The organism is Streptomyces sp. NPDC060002 (assembly GCF_042737245.1).
Classification (GTDB): Bacteria; Actinomycetota; Actinomycetes; order Streptomycetales; family Streptomycetaceae; genus Streptomyces.
This window is the reverse complement of sequence record NZ_JBHWUW010000055.1, coordinates 16539-34429: the sequence shown is the minus strand read 5'-3', so window position 1 is coordinate 34429 and position 17891 is coordinate 16539. Positions and strand designations below refer to the sequence as shown.

General features: G+C 67.1%; 12 protein-coding genes and 2 pseudogenes. 7 read left to right on the top strand and 7 right to left on the bottom strand.

The genetic code is table 11. The annotated features are described in order from the left end of the window. Positions 1-34: 34 nt before the first annotated feature. Entirely contained in the window at positions 35-592 is a 558-nt protein-coding gene (locus ACFWBD_RS33875) for a transposase (RefSeq protein WP_385675434.1), read from the bottom strand. Next, positions 589-1128 carry a winged helix-turn-helix domain-containing protein gene (locus ACFWBD_RS33870; RefSeq protein ID WP_385675399.1) on the bottom strand — a complete coding sequence of 180 codons (540 nt, stop codon included), beginning with the start codon at positions 1126-1128 and terminating at the stop codon, positions 589-591. Before ACFWBD_RS33870 ends, ACFWBD_RS33875 begins: the two co-directional genes overlap by 4 nt. Positions 1129-1499: 371 nt before the next feature. On the opposite strand from ACFWBD_RS33870, the gene ACFWBD_RS33865 reads away from it, so the two are divergent. After that, positions 1500-2297: a hypothetical protein gene (locus ACFWBD_RS33865; protein ID WP_385675396.1), complete on the top strand. Its 798-nt coding sequence runs from the start codon at positions 1500-1502 to the stop codon at positions 2295-2297. 429 nt (positions 2298-2726) lie between these two features. Here the strand turns inward: ACFWBD_RS33865 and ACFWBD_RS33860 are convergent, their stop codons facing one another. After that, complete coding sequence (locus ACFWBD_RS33860) at positions 2727-2918, bottom strand: hypothetical protein (protein ID WP_385675393.1); 192 nt, start codon at positions 2916-2918, stop codon at positions 2727-2729. A 43-nt stretch (positions 2919-2961) separates the two neighbouring features. Here ACFWBD_RS33860 and ACFWBD_RS33855 point away from each other — a divergent pair, with 43 nt between their 5' ends. Both ACFWBD_RS33855 and ACFWBD_RS33850 read left to right on the top strand, forming a co-directional pair. Further along, on the top strand, positions 2962-3423 hold the full coding sequence (locus ACFWBD_RS33855; protein WP_385675390.1) for a YrhB domain-containing protein: 462 nt from the start codon (positions 2962-2964) through the stop codon (positions 3421-3423). Beyond that, positions 3401-3979 carry a hypothetical protein gene (locus ACFWBD_RS33850; protein WP_385675387.1) on the top strand — a complete coding sequence of 193 codons (579 nt, stop codon included), beginning with the start codon at positions 3401-3403 and terminating at the stop codon, positions 3977-3979. The genes ACFWBD_RS33855 and ACFWBD_RS33850 overlap by 23 nt, the downstream gene beginning before the upstream one ends. 157 nt (positions 3980-4136) lie before the next feature. On the opposite strand, the gene ACFWBD_RS33845 is transcribed toward ACFWBD_RS33850, so the two are convergent. After that, positions 4137-4448 carry a hypothetical protein gene (locus ACFWBD_RS33845; RefSeq protein WP_385675385.1) on the bottom strand — a complete coding sequence of 104 codons (312 nt, stop codon included), beginning with the start codon at positions 4446-4448 and terminating at the stop codon, positions 4137-4139. Between the two features lie 320 nt (positions 4449-4768). Continuing rightward, positions 4769-5296, bottom strand: a complete 528-nt coding sequence (locus ACFWBD_RS33840; RefSeq protein ID WP_385675382.1) for a hypothetical protein — start codon at positions 5294-5296, stop codon at positions 4769-4771. Positions 5297-5438: 142 nt separating this feature from the next. Here ACFWBD_RS33840 and ACFWBD_RS33835 point away from each other — a divergent pair, with 142 nt between their 5' ends. After that, positions 5439-5810 carry a hypothetical protein gene (locus ACFWBD_RS33835; RefSeq protein WP_385675379.1) on the top strand — a complete coding sequence of 124 codons (372 nt, stop codon included), beginning with the start codon at positions 5439-5441 and terminating at the stop codon, positions 5808-5810. Between the two features lie 283 nt (positions 5811-6093). Here the strand turns inward: ACFWBD_RS33835 and ACFWBD_RS33830 are convergent, their stop codons facing one another. Next, positions 6094-6537, bottom strand: a complete 444-nt coding sequence (locus tag ACFWBD_RS33830) for a hypothetical protein (protein WP_385675376.1) — start codon at positions 6535-6537, stop codon at positions 6094-6096. A 506-nt stretch (positions 6538-7043) separates the two neighbouring features. Between ACFWBD_RS33830 and ACFWBD_RS33825 the strand changes: the two genes are divergently transcribed. The 3 genes and pseudogenes from ACFWBD_RS33825 (at position 7044) to ACFWBD_RS33815 (ending at position 10572) form a co-directional block, all read left to right on the top strand. Beyond that, positions 7044-7739, top strand: coding sequence for a Mu transposase C-terminal domain-containing protein (locus tag ACFWBD_RS33825; protein ID WP_385675373.1), 696 nt, complete (start codon positions 7044-7046; stop codon positions 7737-7739). Between the two features lie 89 nt (positions 7740-7828). Further along, positions 7829-8840, top strand: a pseudogene (locus ACFWBD_RS33820) (TniB family NTP-binding protein). Between the two features lie 351 nt (positions 8841-9191). After that, a pseudogene (locus ACFWBD_RS33815) lies at positions 9192-10572 on the top strand (IS1380 family transposase). Positions 10573-11282: 710 nt separating this feature from the next. On the opposite strand, the gene ACFWBD_RS33810 reads toward ACFWBD_RS33815, so the two are convergent. Beyond that, positions 11283-17618 carry an RHS repeat-associated core domain-containing protein gene (locus tag ACFWBD_RS33810; protein WP_385675370.1) on the bottom strand — a complete coding sequence of 2112 codons (6336 nt, stop codon included), beginning with the start codon at positions 17616-17618 and terminating at the stop codon, positions 11283-11285. Positions 17619-17891 lie beyond the last annotated feature (273 nt).

Genomic DNA, 17891 nt, shown 5'->3' with positions numbered 1-17891 from the left:
GCCTGCCACGATGGAGGAGGACGCCTCATGCTTGTTACTGACCTTTTCGGATTGCCTTCGGGTGGTCTGGAGTGAGGGTCAGTCCGGTTTCGGTGAGGCAGCCGTCGATGAGTTCGGGATGGCGCTGGATGCGGGCGAGGCCTCGGCGGAGTGTGCGCTCGAGGTGGTCGGGGTCGGTGAATGCGGTGTTGGCCATCGGCCCGCGCCGCAGGAGAGACCAGATGCCCTCCACGGGATTCAAGTCCGGACTGTAGGAGGGCAGCTGGACGATGGTGAGCCATTCGTGGTCGGCCGCGTACTTCCTCATCCCGACGGCACGATGGGTGTTCAGGTTGTCCCAGACGACAACAATCGGGGCGCCGAGCTGCAGGTGCGCACGGACCAGGAGGTCGCGGTAGTCCTGCCAGGAAAAACTCTTGCGTGCTCCTTTGAGGAGCGGGTGGAAGCGGGGCCGGTAGATCAGCCGGGACCTCTCGCCGGGCCGGTAGCAGCACAGCGCGGCGATCGAAATCCGGCGCCGGGAGCGTCCCCGCACCCGGACCACGGGAGTCTGCCCGCGCCGGCCCCAGGTGCGGGCGTGCGGCGGCGTCATCGCGAACCCGGCCTCATCCTCGAAGACGATGAAAGCCCCGAGCGCCGCCGCGGTGCTTCCACCTGCGGCCACACGTCCTTCTTCCAGAGCCCGACCGCATGCTCGTCACGCTCCAGCGCGCGACGGGCCGGGCTCTGCCAGGACCAGCCATGACGGTGCAACAGCCGCCACACTCCCGCGATCGAGCAACTGACCTGGAACTGGCGGCCGATCAGCGTTCGGACGCGTTCCAGGGTCCACCGCTGGTCCTCCCAGCCATGCACGGCCGGCCCTTTGCCCAGCTCCACTTCCAGCAGGGCGAACTGTTCATCGGACAGCTTCGGCAGCTTCGCGGGTCCCTTCGACCTCAGACCCTCCGTGCCACCCTCACGCCAGTTGCGGCGCCACTGTTCCACCGAACGCTCACTCACCCGCAGGTCCTTGGCGATGTCCGAAGTTCTGTCACCCCGGGCGAACCTCTGCCCGGCCTCCAGCCGGATCCCTTCACGCGCAGCCCGCCGCTCAGCCGTCAGGCCCCCACCATCCGCGTACCGCATAACACCGGCATACCGCAGGGATCACCCAACGTCACGACCCGAAGGCAACCCGAAAAGGTCAGTAGGCGGCGCCGCCCGCCGCGTCGGCCGACCGCGCTGCCGGACGGCAGCGCGGTCCTTCTCGGCCTGGGTGAGTCCGGCCCGCGCCGCGCCTACCACGTCCGGGCCCGGCGCTCGCAGACGCGTTCCTCGAGCCCGCAGAGAACATCGCGCTCAGCTTCGAGCTGGCGCGGTCATCAGCCGCCGTCGCGAGCAATCCGCCGGCCGATGCCGGTCCAGACCGGCTCGGCCGCTTCCTCGGGCACGGCGCTGGCAGGTGTCGGCTGGCGAACATCGGTGCTGTGTCAGTGGCGCGTGTCACACTGCCGGCCATGTCGCTCGCTGATCTCACTCTCGACCTGTGGCGGACCTTCGACGAGGTCACCGCCCGGCGGATCGCCCAGAATGCCGCTGACCACGTGGGCGGCCGGGTGTCACTCGTCGAGACCACGGAACACCTCGGTGCCCCGCTGCACCGCGTCCGGGTCGAGCGGGACGGGCAGGAGTTCGCCCTGATACCCGGAGGCCGACTGTCCCTGGGCTTCGACGCCGCCACCTGGAAGCCGATCGCGCAGCAGGCCGCCGACTACGCGCAGAGCATGGAGCAGGGCCACGGTTACGGGCCCGATCTGCGGACCCACCTCGAGCGAATCCTCAGCGCTCGCCGCAGCGTCCACCTGGACACCCTCCTCATGGCCGTGGAGGACGAGAACCTGACCGAACCCCCGGCCGACATGCCTGCCGCCCTCCTTGCCCGTGGTCTGCGGATGCCGAGCTCCGACGAATGGGAACACGCCTGCGCAGCCGGGTCGGACACCCTGTTCCGGTGGGGCGACGCCTGTCCCCTCGACCGCATCCCCTACGGCGACGACACCGGCCCGCACAACGAGCTGAACGCCTTCGGCCTGCACATCGCCTACGACACCTACCGCACCGAGCTGACCAGCGACGTCACCGCCGTCCACGGCGGCGACGGGGGCGAGTCGGTGTGCGGCGGCTACGGCCATCTCCTGGCCTGGCTCCCCCTGGCGACCGCCAACCGCAACCCCGGGACGGCCGAGTTCGTGTACGGACCGGACGGAGATGACATGTACGAAAACTTCTCCACACGACCCGTGCTCACGCTCTGAGCAACCGCGCCCGGACGGCCCCGGTCGACGACCACCTCACCGCTGGTGGGACAGGCTCCCTCTCCCGCCCCCTGGTGGGAGCGAAGAGCGCCGTGAACAAAGCGTCCACCAGGCGCTGGTGCTGTCAGGACGCCGGGACGGCGGCAGCAAGCCGCCGGTCGGTCTCGGCTGCGACAGCGCGCAGCGGGCGGCCCGTCGCGCAGCCCTGCGGAGCGGCGTCCTCAGGCGGCGCGGGAGGAGGCGCTGAGCCGCTTCCAGGGGCCGGTGTACGCGGCGCCGCATCCGGTGCAGCGGGCAAGGTAGAGGGCGGAGGCGGGGGTGTGGGCGGGCGCGGGCACGACCGGGTGGACGGTGCCCTCGATGACGGTGGTCAGGGTGGCCAGACGGGCAGACAGCCGCAGGCCGGCAGAGGAGGTCCGGGACGACTGCTCATGAGGGCTCCGGCGGGGCCGGGGGGCGGGCGCGGCGACTGTCGGGTGTGCGGCCGATCCGGCCGGCGACGGTCTGGATCTCACTGCTGGTGTAGGCGGTGCGGTGGCCGGAGGGGGTCATGCCGCCGACCCGGGCGAGGGGTTCGAGCTTGTAGGGGCGCTCTCCGTGGAACTCCCGTCCGTAACGCAAATTCGCTGGTCGAAAGAGGCGTCGGTACGGGAAGCTGGCACGCGTGATCGAGCGAGAGGCCGCCGTTCAGGCTGTCGAGGACCAACTGGAGCGCGACTATCAGCAGTGGCGGGCTGCGGGTGTGGACGCGATGCGGATGGCTATGGTCGACGTCGAGGAGCACGAGCTGGTGTGGATCGTCTCCTGGACCTCCGAGGAGTTCGTGCGCACCCGGAACCCGGAGTTCATGCTGGCCGGTAACGGGCCTTACCTGGTCGACCGTGTCGACGGTGGACTGCACCGGGTCGGCGCCATCTCCGCGGTAACCGGGGAGTGGGAGGCCGACTATCGAGCCCGGATACGTGGGCTGCCGGTGCGCACCGCAGTAGACGATCTAACACGATGCGCTGTGCGAAGTCGCCGCTGCGCGCGGACGCATGCATGCTGTACGGACACTGCGCCAGAGGCTGCCAATGTTCTCGCCTGCGGAGGCCATCGAATATGTGAGCGCCTTGCTGGATGGTGATGCGCCCGCGCGTCTCGTAGCCGTCGCCACCAAAGAGCTCGTGGAGCCTCTCAACCCGGTACTTGCAGTGGAGACGATTCTGAGCGGGGCGGAGATCCGAGGGATGACGGGAAAGCCAGTCGGCATGCCGATCGCGCACCCGGTCCCGTTCCTCGGACGTGGCGAGGAAAACGTCGGCGCCACCGCCCGTTTGCCGCATCTGTGCTGCCCGATGCCGCAGTGCGGGCACTGGGCCGACACCAAGTTCCTGTACTTCGTCGGCAGGACGGTTCCGTCGGCAACCGGCCCCCAGCCGCTCGTCCTCGACCGGGTTCTGACCCGGCGTCTGCGGTCCCTGGCCGAAACCGTCGGCCGGGAGAGCGGCCACGACCCCGACGGCTCGATCGCCAGCTGGGTGTGGAACAGGGGCTGGTCACCACACCGCTACGCGGTCTACCTCTCCTTCATGCACGCCGCCGCCCGTCAACTGGCCGCCAACGGCAGTTGGCCGTCCGACGCATCACCCGACCTGCTCGAATACGCCCTGTTCAGCACCACATGGCAGGAATCCGGCTGACGGCATAGTCCGGGAAAAGGGGCGTGAGCCCCTTCCCGGGCGGCGTCTGCGTGAGGACCGCGCGGTGGTGCCTTCATCGGGCCAGTCGCCGTCGATCAAGGCGGCGACCATGCGCTGGTGCTGTCAGGACGCCGGGGCGGCGGCAGTAAGCTGCCGGTCAGTCTCGGCCGCCATCGTCGCGATGGTGGCCTCCAGACGCTGAACGCCTGGGGCCGCGCTGCCAGCCCCGGGAGCCGAGGACCGCCCACACCGGGTCGGTGAGCTCGGTCAGCAGCTCGGCCTTCCGGTTGTCGCCGCGCTCGGAGATCGCCACCGCGCGGGCATGCGCCACGTACGTCCCGATCATCTCGCGCAGGACCGCCGCGGGCCAGGTCGGCGCGTAGGTCTCAACGTTGCCGACCATCCACTTGGTCGCCTCGTCGAGCTGCTTCGTCCACCGGGTCCGCTCCGCGCGGACGCGGGCACGCATCTCCTCCGTCCAGCACCGCCCGGAGCCTGGCCCCCGCCGAGACGATCCTAAGCATCGACGCCAGGAACGTGTCCCGGGCCCGGTGGAGCCGATCCTGCGCTTGCGGGCCTCCAGCCCCAGCAGCGGCTCGTCCGCCAGCGGCCGGTCCACCGGGCGCAGCGATCCCGGAACCGGCGGACGGCTGCGCCTGATGGGACCAGGGCGGCGTCCGCGGCAGGTGCTGCCGCGTGCCGGGTGCGGCGCGGGGCAGCTGGTTCGTCGGCGTGTGGGAGGCCGGGCGGACGGCGAGGCCAGCAGCGGTACGTGCGAAGCGGACGGCCTCAGTTCAGTGCTTCTACGGCCGCCTTGTATTCCGCGGCCTGTGTGGGCGTCAGGTAGTGGGAGACCCGTACGAGCACGGGGCCGTGCACGTAGTCGTACTCGGCGAGCATCGGCATCGACTTCGTCACGGTCTGGATGTACTCCGCGCGTGCCTTGGCATCCGCTGCGTCAGCGAACACCTCGATCGCGCCGCCTCGCTCGACGGCTCCCTTGTCCGTTGCGCTCACGTCGGCCGCTGGGAGACGGGTGTCGTCGAATGTGATCTTGGATGTGTACTGGTGGGGTCGGCCGAGGAGCTTATTGGGGTCGTTCTCCGCAGTGACGGCGCCGGAGAGTTTGGCGGAGCTGACGCTCGCGGAGATGCCCGTGAACGCCTCCCGGGCTGTGACTGACTCGCTGGCGCTGCTCGTTGCGGAGGAGGAGGCGCTGGCGTCACCCGTCGTGTTGTGCTGCGGTTTGTCGTTGCCGCAGGCAGTAAGCCCGAAGAGGAGGACGGCAGCGGTGGCGGAGGTGAGGGTACGTCTCATGTATGGATCTTGAAATACGCAGCCGTCGAGCGGTAGATGAGTTGCCTTATCGTGACAAGGCATTCGAATCAGACGGTCCGTAACAAGTCGCCGGGATAATCAGCCAACCCAGGTTGCCGCCTCTCTGCCGGGGTGCGTACGGGTGTCGCGGCCGAGACCGGTGCGGATGCGGACCGTGGCGCCGCTCGGTGATCCGCAGCGGGCCGAGGTGGGCCGGCATCTGCGGGAGGCGCAGCGGCTGCTGACCACGAGGGAGGTCAAGGGTTCGATCCTGGAGATCAGGCTGGTGCTGGAGTGGATCCGGCAGAACGTGCCCTGGAGCAGCCCGGGAAGGAAACCGGCCCAGTGCAGCCAGACGGAGCGGTGGTGGCGGATCCAGGACGCCTTGTACAGCCAGACGCGCGGTGCCCTGCACAACGACGAGGTCACCAAGGACTTTCACTACGACCGGGCCGAGGCGGAGACGCTGCTGGCAATGACCGCCGCGCTGTTGAGGAACGAGCTTCCTCGGTAGCCGCAGGCGATGTCCGGTGCGACAGCGGGCGTTGAGCAACTGCCCGACTGCGTGGTGAGACCGACCGGCTGAAGCGGTGCATCAAGGCCGGTGACGGTCTCCTGGGCGCAGTGCACGCAGGAGAAAGTCCCAGGCTTGGGAGCAGTGCGCCTGCTCGAGTGGCGGATGCACTGCGGCTGGCAGTGCCCTTCGCTGCGGGGCGTCTTCTGCTCCGCGAGCCCGCACCGCGCGCATCCTGTCCCGGCTCCGCCCGGCCGCCCCCGCTCCGAAGTCCTTGAGAGCGCTACACGACGGCGGCCGGGACAGCGTCCTCGGTCGTCCAGTCCCCGTCGAAGAGCGCGGCGACCAGCCGTACATCGGCATCGGGCAGTTGGCCGGCGCGGTGCTTGGTGCGGGCCTTGGCCAGCCAGGCGCCGATCTTGACGGTGTCGCCGTCGACGCGGATTGCCTCGCGGGCGGCGGGGGCGCGTCCTTCGCGGTGCAGGAAGAGTTCCAGGAGCTGGGCGGTCTGGGCGAAGGTGCGGCGGGCGCGGCGGGACGGGGTGAGCGGGTTGCTGTCCGGGTTCAGGCTGAGGGAGGTCATCAGCTGTTGCTGGCCGGGATGAAGAGTGGGCCAGGTGGAGAGTTGGCGGTGCAGCCAGGAGCCGATCTTCACCCCGGCCAGGAGGGTGTCCTTGGTGAGCGTGGCCTGGTCGGCGCCGGTGGCGAGGTGGGAGGCCAGGTCCATCGCGCGGGCGATGCGTTCGGGGTGGACGGTGAAGTCGAAGTGCCAGCGGCGTTCGATGACGTCGCTGGTCTCCCTGGGGAGGCGGTTGGCCTTGTCGGGGAGGCGTTCGAGGATGCGGTGGTCGTGGCTGGCCAGCGCGCAGGCGATCGCCCAGACGGGTTCGTAGGGAGTGGCGAGGATGTTGTCGGGTTCGGCGCCGGGCGGGATGTAGACGGGGACGAGTCTTCGTCTCCGCCGCGTTCACCGCCGCCTGCGAACACCTCGGCATCAGCGTCCAGCCCGCCCCGCCCCACGCCCCTACCGCCAAAGGCATCGTCGAGCGGACCTTCGGCACCATCAACGCCCTGTTCTGCCAGCACCTGCCCGGCTACACCGGCTCCGACGTCACCCGCCGCGGCCCCGACACCGCACAAGACGCCTGCTACAGCGTCCCCCAGCTCCAGGACCTCCTCGACGAATGGCTGGTCCACTACCACCACCGCCCCCACGAAGGCCTGCGCCACCCGATGATGCCGAAAAAAGCCCTCACCCCCAACCAGATGTGGGCCGCGCTCATCGCCGTCGCCGGACACGTGCCCGTCCCGCTCACCGGCCACGACTACCTCGAACTGCTGCCCGTGCGCTGGCAGGCCATCACCCCCGCCGGCATCCGCATCCACCACCGCACCTACGACCACGATCTCCTCGCCCCCTACCGCGGCCAGCCCTCCCCCATCACGGCGCGCGGCGGGAAATGGGAAATCCACCACAACCCCCACGACGTCCGCCAGATCTGGATCCGCCTCACCGACGGCCAACTCACCGAAATCCCCTGGATCCACCGCGACCACGTCCACCAGCCGTTCAACGACCACACCTGGCAGCACATCCGCACCCACGCCCACCACAACAACCACGACGACAGCCAGCAGCATGAAGCCGGCCTGGCCGACGCCCTCGACCAGCTCATGCGCCGCGTCCACAGCGGCCACGCCACCACAACCGAACAAGCCCTCCTCGCCCGCGCCACCACGCTGCCGGTTCCCACAGCCCGCCACCCGGACCACAACAGCGGTGCAAGCACAGCCAGCCCGGCGCACCACCAAGCCGAAGACAACGACAGCATCGACGACCTCGACGACCTGCCCGACGACGACACCCACCCCACCCCGGCCACCGGATTCGGGCTCTACGACGCACACGAGGAAGCCGACAAGTGGTAACCCCGCGCCCATCCCGGCAAAGCCACAGCACCACACCGACCGAAGCCGCCGACAAGGAACACGGCGGCACGGCCGAGCCGTCCTGGCCCCTGACCACCTGGCAGGGCTGGCATCGCTTCGCCACCACCGACCCGCCCACCCCGCCCCAGCCCGGCACCCCGCCCCGCAGCCGCGACGAACGCCTCGCCTACCACTCCGCGTTCGTCGCCATCCGCACCACCCCCGCCATCAGCCAACTCGCACCCAAGTCCGCACCCTGATGATCCTCGGCCGCCAGCAACAGGCCACCGCACAGCCCTCCCTGATCGTCACCGGACCCGCCGCAGCCGGGCCCCGCCGGCGGCGTCGGCATGAACGTCGGCATCCAGGACGCCGCCAACCTAAACCACCGCCCTGCTGAACGTCGGCCGCGCCTGCCACCTCGCCCACACCCGCAAAAACCCCACACCACCCGGATCAGCACACGCCGCCGTGCCCGTCGCGTACGTCCTCGTCCCGCCCGGCGCCACCGCGAAAACCCTCATCACCGAATTCGCCCGCTACCTCGGCATCCCCACCACCACCCGCATGACCCAGACCCAGATCACCGACACCGTCTGCCACACCTACACCGCCGCCGGCATCCAACTCGTCCTCATCGACGAGATCCACCGCCTCAACCCCCGCACCACCACCGGCGCCCAAACCGCCGACCTGATCAAAGACCTCACCGAAACGCCTGCCCGCCACGTTCGTCTACGCCGGCATCAACGTCACCGACACACCCCTGTTCAGCGGCACCCGCGGCGCCCAGCTCGCCGGACGCGCCACCCTCATCAACGGCGGCCCTCTCCCCGCCCGCCACGGCACCCGCCAGCCATTCCGCGACGTCATCACCGACATCGAAAACAACCTCGACCTCACCCACCACAAAAACGGCACCCTCCCCCGCTACCCCCCTACCTCCACCAGCGCACCGCCGGCCGCATCGGATCCCTCACACGACTCATCCGCCAAGCCGCCATCAGCGACGGGACCGAACGCATCACCAAGCAATCGCTCGAGGTCGTCCGCCTCGACCACCTCGCCGAACAACACAGACGCCCCACCCGGAGCCGCTAACACCACCCACCAAACAGACAAAACAGCACTGACCAGCCAAAACACCAACCAAGCCTTTACACGCTACGACCACCTACAACCCACCCGAGCCACACCCACACACAACACAAAAACCCAGTTCAAACACCCCGCCCACCGCAACCCAACCACCCACCCCACCCCTCAATAGACCCACAACACCCCAGACCAACAAACACCTGAACCACCAACAACCCCCTCCGAGCGTTAGCCTCGCGCTTTCACGAGGTGGCCTGTCCGTAGGCTGATCAGAAACGCAGAAAGTGCTCTTGACCTGCAACGATAGGACTTGCTGAGGGTCCTGTAGGTTGCGAGGGAAAGAGCACTTTCCAGGTGAGTGAGCCTATCGCGTCATACCCGCGTGTCCGTGTCCAGGGGGACGGTCGCCAGGTGGTCTCGCAGGCCGGTTCGGTCTTGCTGGTGGAGACGGTCCGCAGGACCGGCCTCGACCGCGCAATATCCGTGGCATTGGCGCCGTGGCGGAAGCCGCGGGCTGTCCATGATCCCGGGAAGGTCCTGCTGGACGTCGCGCTGGCGGTCGCGTTGGGCGGGGACTGCCTGGCCGATGTCGGCATGTTGCGGGCCGGGCCGGCTGTGTTCGGGCCGGTCGCCTCCGACCCGACGGTCTCCCGCCTGGTCGACACCCTTGCCGCCTCCGGGGAGAAAGCTCTGCGGGCGATCCGTGCTGCGCGGGCCGAAACGCGCGAGCGGGCCTGGCAGTTGGCCGACGGGAAAGCGCCCGATGCAGGAAGGACGGTGACCGTCGACCTCGACGGGGTGCTGGTGATCGCGCACTCGGACAAGGAGGACGCCGCACCGACGTGGAAGAGAACCTACGGTCACCACCCGCTGATGGGGTTCGTCGACCACGGACCGGGCGGCACCGGTGAGCCCGTGGCGGCCCTGCTCAGGCCGGGGAACGCAGGCTCGAACACGGCCGCCAACCACATCACCGCCACCCAACTGGCCCTGGCCCAAATGCCGAAGAAGTACCGGCGCGGACGTCAGACCCTGATACGCACCGACTCCGCGGGCGGCACCCACGACTTCGTCGCCTGGCTCGCTCAGCGAGGACGGTGGCTGTCCTACTCGGTCGGAATGATGATCACGGACACCATCCACCAGCACGTGCTGAAGGTTCCGGAATCCGCCTGGACGCCCGCCGTCGAGGCCGAGGGCGAGATCCGTGACGGCGCCTGGGTCGCCGAACTCACCGGCGATGTCCTGGACGGCTGGCCGAAGGGCATGCGGCTGATCGTCAGGAAGGAACGGCCACACCCTGGGGCTCAGTTGAGGCTCACGGACGCGGACGGCATGCGGCTGACCTGTTTCGCGACCAACACCTCCGCTCGGCCGATCGCCGAGCTCGAGCTCCGTCACCGGCTGCGGGCCCGGGCCGAGGACCGCATCCGGACCGCCCGGGCCACCGGCCTGCGGAATCTCCCTCTGCACCGCACCGCCCAGAACCGGATCTGGCTGGAGATCGTGCAGATCGCACTGGACCTGCTGGCCTGGATGCCGATGCTCGCACTGACGGGCAAGGCCAGGTGCTGGGAGCCCCGCCGACTGCGGCTCCGCCTTTTCACCACGGCCGGGCAACTCGTGACCACCGGCCGTCGGCGGATCCTCCGCCTGGCCCGGCACTGGCCCTGGACAAGCCAGCCACATCACCACAGCTCTCGAACGGCTCGCACTCCTGCCGAACCCCGGCTGACCAATGGATTCCCGTCCCTACGACAGCAGCTCAACACCCGGAGCAGTGGAACCCGGCGCCACCCCGAGATGACACTCGGGTCCTGGGCATGCACAACCTCAGCCCACGGCACCAAAACGGTCCACCGACTCCGTCGGCGGACCGTCACGAAACTTCGAGGTTAGAAGGGTCCGCCAACTCCGTCGGCGGACCCTCACGAAAGGTTGAGGTTAGAAACGAGGAGCCGGGATGAAATCCGGCCACCATGGCGGTACACCGCTAGGACAGTAGTAGCTGTCGCTTTCCCAGAAAATCGAGATGGCACACCAGGAAGCAGCCAGAATAAGCACCCCGCAGACAACATAGCGGACCAAAGGGCGCCCCCCCAGGAAGGCCCCCGTCCCGAACCATATAAGCAAAAGGGCGATCCAGAGAACGGGGATAAAGATCAAGGAGAGAAACCCACCATTGGCCGAACCGTTCACCCCAGTATCACAGGCACTCCACGCCCTCCCCAGGAGCGTGGCCGTCAGTATAGAAACCACTAGCGCAACCACCGAACCAAGGCATCCGCGCACTTCTCGAGAACTCATTCGTCTCCCCCATCCGTCAATAGAGTAAGAAATAATAGGGTACGTGCCCCAGTCACAAACCGGCACCGCACATTCGTCAATGCACGCCAGAAGGGCCCGACTAATTCCAGCCAGTCGGGCCCCACGGACGGGCTTCCGTTACTTCTTCTTCACCTGATCAGCCCCCTTTGAGTACATCTCCTCGACAGTATCGATCACTGCGGAATGGAACTGTTGCCTGGTCAACTCAAGTCCGTGCTTCTCAAAGAGGTCGACACCGGCCTGCATCGTCAAATGATCCCCCAGGTCGTCCTTGCCAACGAGGATGGGGTCAGCGACTGAGGCGCCTTCAATAAGTGTCTTGGAATCCAGGCCTGCCGCCCGGCCCACATAGCCGTAATGAATGTTCGACCACATGTCATAGAGGACGCTGTAGTCGGTTCCCGGAACATCGATGCGGTAGCCCTCTTCACTGAGGTTGAACTTCTTATCGAGTTTAGGCTTGTGATCCCATTCGCACACCTTGGGGCAAACCTTACCGAACCAGATAGTCAGGGCGGCGGTTGTATCACTTCCCTGATTCCTGCCTGCAAGTCCATCATACCAAGCCCAAGGGCGCAGAAGCCCTTGCATCGTCTTCACCTCAGAGGAGCGAGCATTGTTCGTCAATTCATCGAACATATAACTCTCCATCTCCGAGAAGACGTCCTTTCCTTCTTTAAGGTTTGGCTTTGGCTCGGGACCCTTCTTGAAGGTGGCTGTGCGGGAAACCTTCCCTCCATCGTATTTGACGGTAACGGTGAAGACTCCGCTGGTTGCGCCGAAATGCACAGGCGTCGTGTAAGTCTGCGAGGAGTGGTAGGTCCATCCGCCCTTGCTGTTGGGAGAAAGGTGGTCCGTGTAGGAGCCGCCGTTGCCGTCGCTGCACCCGTACTCACAAGCCGTGATCGGTCGCAGACCGGTCGGGTCGGACTTGGTGATGGGGGTGTTGTTGGCATAGACGAAGCCGTTGAGGGACTCATGGTCTTCGGGGGCGAGAACGGGGTCGACCGAGAGGAAGCGTCCGGTGACTGGGTCGTACTCGCGGGCCCCGACGTGGGTGAGTCCGGTGTCGGCGTCGGCGGGTTTGCCGAGGAAACCCTTGTCATCGGGCCAAACCGATGATGACGTACCGCGGGACTCACCGAAGGGCTTGGTGTAACGGCGGCTGAGCACCTGGGTGGTGGCATCCACTGTCATCGAGGCGGTGCCGTGGTGGTCGTCGACCATCCAGGACAGGCTGGTCTCGGTGCGGACGGCGGTGGCATCGCCGGCCGAGTAGTAGCGCAGAGCGCTGAACTCCTTGGCGGCTGAGTCGTAGTGGAGTTCCTGACCGGCCACGTAGAGAACGGTCTCAACGGGGCCGCGACGGATCAGCAGGTCGCCATTGGCATCGTAGATATAGTCGGTGTTCTTGGTGCCCTCAGTGAGGCGGGTGAGTTCTCCGTCAATGTCCCAGACAAGGCTCTGCGCGGTCCCGGTAGGGCTATAGCGCTTGATGGTGTTGCCCTGCTCGTCGTAGGCGTATGACTTGGCAGTACCGCCGCCCACGGTGATGGAGGTCAAAGTGTGGGGTTGTCCGGCTCCGGAGGCGTTGACGCCGGGGTAGCCGTAGACGGTCGTCGTGTCGGTGGCGCTGTGCTCGGTCTGGGTATCGCGCAGGCCGCCGGGCTTGTAGGTCCAGCTGGTCCAGTACGGCGCCGGCCCTCCGAGGGCGCTCGCCGAGCGGGCGGTGGCACAGTCGTTGGAGGACGGGGTCCAGGCTTCGGTCAGACGGCGGTAGCCGTCGTAGGCGAAGCACTGGGTGTCCTTGCCAGCTGCCTTGTCTGTGATCGACTTTACGTTGCCGGAGACGTCATAGACGTAGTCGACATCGCTGGTGTAGCCGATGTTGGTCTGGTCGACGGTGTGGGTGTTGGCGAGCCGACGGGTGCCGTCCTCGTAGCGGTTGAGGATCTGGAGCTGCTTGGCGCCGGTGTAGGTGCCGAGACGGGTCTCCTCGATTTCACCGTACGGTGAGTAACCGATGTTCTGGACGTAGTCGGTCATGCCTTCGGAGCTGGTGAGCATGCCGAGGTCGTTGTAGCTGTTGGCGACGGTCTCGGCGGGCAGGCCGGCCACTGCGGGCATCGAGGTCGACTGGACCGTGCCGTCCCTGTTGTAGACCGTGGAGGTAGTGAACGTCTGCGGTGCACCCGCGACGACCAGGGGATCGGTGGCAGCGATGACGGTCTTGGAGCCCTTGGCCCGGCCGAGGGAGTCATACCCGGTGACGACCTGGGAGTAGATCTTACCGGTGGTACCGCCGACATAGCGGATCGCGGCCGTGGGCTGTCCCTTGGCCAAGGTGTCGTACGTGAACTTGGTCAGCTGGTGGGCGTTGTCCTTCACCCCGTCCCAAGTGCCGATCTTGCGGCCCATCTCGTCGTAATCGGTGATCAGGGTGCGCGAGACCCCGTTGAGGGTGGTGGTGGCCGTGAGCGGCTGATCGACGTCGTTGTAAACGGTGTCGATTCTCCCCTTGTCGGGGTCCGCGGCGTACTCTTGTCTGCCGCGCACATCGTATCCGTACGTCCACACTGCCCCGTCCGGGCCGGTCATCTTCTTGATCTGACCGCCGGCTGTGTACTCGTAGAGGGTATGGGTGTAGTCGCTGCCGGTCGGGTCAGGACCGGCGTACTCGCGGCGTTCGGTGATCCGACCTCGGGCGTCGACGAGCGTCAGCGTGCCGGTGCCGCCTGCGGCGGCGGTGATGGCGGTCCGGTCGCCCTGCGCGTCGGTCTTGGTGCGCCACTTCTCCTGGTCGTAGACCCGGAAAATGGATGCGGTAGCACGGCCAGCGGCGTCGAAGACCGTCTCGGTGGAGGCGGGGACGGAGCCAGGGTAGGTGTTGGCGAGGATGCCCGAGGGCGCATTGCTGTCGTGGACCTGGCTGTTGGATATGTACGCCAGGCCGCGGTCGTCGTAAAGGGTCTCGGAGATCACCCGTCCGCCACTGGGTGCGGGGGCCTGCTTCTGGCGGGAGCGCAGCAGGCCGTCGAAGATCTCGTAGGCGCTGTTGTAGGTCTTGCCGTCGTTCTTGAGGGCGTCGGTGCGAACCCAGGTCTCTTTGTCGTTGTTGATGCTGTAGGCGTAGGCGATGCTGGCGGCGTCGCCGAGGGTGCGGGAGCGGTTGGGCTTCCAGACGGAGACCAGGCGGCCGAGGGCGTCGAAGGCCCACTCGGTGACGTTGCTGTTGGCGTCGGTGGTCTTGGTGGCGGTGCCCCAGGCCGGGTCCACCACGGTGGTGGAGGTGTAGAGCTTGGGGTCGGTGGTGGTCTTGGACGTTAGCGGGCCGTAGCCGGTGTCGTCGGGGACGTAGGTGGTCTTGACCGTCTGGTTGAGGGCGTTGGTCGCGGTGAGCGGGCGGCCCAACTTGTCGTAGGTGGAGCTCGAGACTCGCTGGTAGACGGGCTTACCGTCAGGCCCGCTGAAGCTTGCCACCCGGTAGGAGGAAGTGACGTCGCCCTCCGTTGGCGGAACGCCGACAGCCTGCTGGTCGTAGGAAGTGGTGACATCGGAGATCACGTCGTCGGGGATCGACGGGGTACTCGCGCAGGAAACTCCGTACGTCTCAACACGGGAGGCGAGGGAGACCATCCAGTCAGAGGTATTACGGGCGTAGGTCTTGCGCGTACAGGTCTCGTCGCCGCTCTTGCTGGTGTCCCCGGTGTCCTCCACGGTGAGCGGCATGCCGTACGTGGTGTCGTACGTGGTTTTCTGTTTGACCGTGCGGGTGCCGGTGGAGGTCTTGGTGCGTGTGGTGGTCTCGCCGGCCTGGACGATCCAGGCGTCGGTGGTGCCCCAGCTGTAGGCGTGGCTGGCCGTCTTGTAGGACCAGGGGGTGTTGATGGTGCCGCTGAGTTCTTCGGCACCGTTGTAGACAATGGTCTCGCGCACGAAGCCGGCATACTGGCGCGAGTCGTCGATGGCAGTGCCGGTGGAGTCGGTGACCTTCTCCACGCGGGCGGTGCCGTCGAGCTCCTTCTCACCGTTCAGGCCGCGCATGTAGAGCGTGGACTTCTTCGAGCGCGGGCCCTCGGAGTCGCCGGAGGTCTGCACGACCTTGCCGTAGCCGCGCCACTGTGACCAGGTACGGTTGGATGCCTTGGTCAGGCCCTCGTCGTCGGCGTAGGCCCAGCCGGCACCGTTCTGGTAGTCGTAGTAGGTCTCGCCGGTGTCGCCGTGGCCGTAGGGGTCGTCCTGGAAGACGGAGGTGACGACGTACTTGTGGAACCAGTCGGTGACCGGGGTCGCTCCGGACTGGGACCACTTGACCGGGAAGCAGCGGCGGGTGTTCTTGTCGATGTCCGCCGGCATGCTCGAGCCCCAGATGCAGTCGGGGTCGGAGTAGTTGACGGTGAGGGTAGAGCCGGTCTCGGACTTGATGGTGCGCACCCGCCACTTGATGTAGCGCAGGGTGTCCGGTCCGCTGCCTTCGACGTGGTTGGAGAGCTGGATGCCGCCGAAGACGACCGGCGGCATGGCGGCCGTCGTGGTGTTGGCCTTGCCGGTGTTCTGGATGGACTTCAGCCACAGGCTCGCCGAGGAGGCGTCACCGGTGTCGGGGAAGCTCTGGTCCAGGTGCCAGGTGTCGACGTCGCGTCGGGTGGTGCCGGCGCCTGTCCACACCGAGGTGGTGATGTCGGTGAGCCGTTTGCGGGTGAAGAAGGCGGGGCCGATCTGGGTGGTGCACTTGGTGACGGCTGCGCAGATCATGTCGAAGGGCACGTCGGGCCAGTTCGCCTTGGTGTCCTTGGTGAGGCTGGTGCAGCCGCCGGAGGTGACGCAGCGTTCGGCGTAGGTGAAGTTGACCTCCTGGGCGGCGGGCTTGGTGTAGAGCAAGTCGCTGCGCAGGCCGTAGTCGATGCGGTCGAGGTAGCCGCCGCGGGTGTAGGCGGTGCCGTTGACGCTGGTGTCGGCGTTCTTGGAGTAATGGTTCGTCTCCGGGGTGTACCAGTAGGCCGAGGCGTTGTCGTGGGTGTCGACGACGTAGTCGAGGTTCCAGCGCCAGGCCTGGTTGCAGGAGGAGTCGGCGAAACCGGTGGACTTATAGCAGGGCTCGCCCGAGTCGTCGCCGAAGACAGGCACGGTCCACACGGAGTTGGTGACCGGGTCGTCGTCGGTGGTGGAGGTGGTGCCCTTGTCGCTCCAGTCGGGCAGGCGGTGCTTGCCGAAGAAGTACTGGTTACCGGAGGCGTCGGTGACCTTCCAGTACTCGGTGTTGTTGTCGCCGTTGCCGGTGGCGCCGGTCAGGTGTTCGACACGGGTGCCGTCCTCGTTCTTCAGTTTCCACGAGTCGCCGGTCGCCTCGGACAGGGCAGCGGTGTCACAGGCCGTCTTGTCGGCGCAGGTGTTGACCAGTTCGACGGCCTTGCCGTTGAGGACCAGGGTGGCGTTGGCGTACTTCCAGCACAGGTCGCCCTTGCCGGCTTGGCCGTCGTCCTTGCACGAGCCGTACTTGCGCTCGATGTAGGACTCGGTGATCGAGAAGCCTTCTCCGATCACGGAGGTCTGGTTGTTCTCACCAGCCGTACGGCCGTCCACCGAGGCGGAGTTGTAGGAGATCGACAGGTTCGGGGCCGGGCCGGCCGTCGCCGGGGGGACCCGCAGGGGATAGTTCCAGGTGAAGTCACCTGTGCTGCCGCCGGCTTCCCAGGTCGCGGTCGGGGACAGCGAAGTGGCGCTGTAGTCGCTGCCGCCGCCACTGCCCGAGCTGTCGGCCGCCGCGGCCAGCAGCATCGGGGTGCCGGCCGCCAGGCTGCGGGCGGCAATGGTGCCCGTCAGGGTCTGGGACGTGACGTCGTTGTCCGCGCCCGCCACCGGGGCCTGGGTGCGGCAGAACTTCTTCTCCGGCGTGGTCAGCGCACACGCCGGGAGCGTCACCAGGTGCAGACGAGGGCCGAAGTTGCCGCCGTAGACGTCCTTGAAGGAGGAATAGTCCAGGGTTACGCGGAGCTTGTCGGTGTCACCGGCGGACTTCGCGGATGCGGCATTGGCCGGATCGACGGTGAGCAGGACGCCGTTGACGCCCGCCTTCTTCGCGATCGCCTGGGTGTGGACGCTGAGCGTCACTTTCTCTGCCGGTCCGGTGGCCTTCGCCGCCGTCTTGGTCCTGGCCGATTTACTGGCCGGGGCGGAGGGCTCCTGGGCCAGCTTGACGTCGAGCCCGCCGACGGCGACCGAGGAACCGCCCTTGGCCAGGACTTCGGCGGTGGCCTTCCCGGCTTCGGGCCAGGCAGCCTTCTTCAGTCGCTCGCGTGTCTCACGGGAGGCGGGGGCAGCCTTGTCCTTCGGCGCCTTCGACGAGCTGGACTTGAGCACGCCCACCTTGTCGGTCTTCGCCTCTGGTGGGTCTTCGAGTTTCTTGCGGGCTGCCTGGGCCTGTGCGGTGAAGTCGTATCCCGAGGGGACCACGACTTGTGGGAGGAGAGAAAGGGAGACAACGAGCACGCCACGACCTAGCCAGCGGCTTACGACAGCCCCTGGCAAGCGTGAGCGGAAAGGGGATGGAGACACGTGATTCCCTAGATTCGAGAACGGACAGGAGCCACTCCGGAGGTAGGAGGCCGGGACCGGAGCGGAGATCTGAAAGCGCAAAAGGGGGCCGTGGGGGGGGGGGGGGGGGGCCCCCCCCCCCCCCCCCCCGCGGGGGCGAGGGCGGGGTTTACAGCGGCGGGGCGCAAAAAA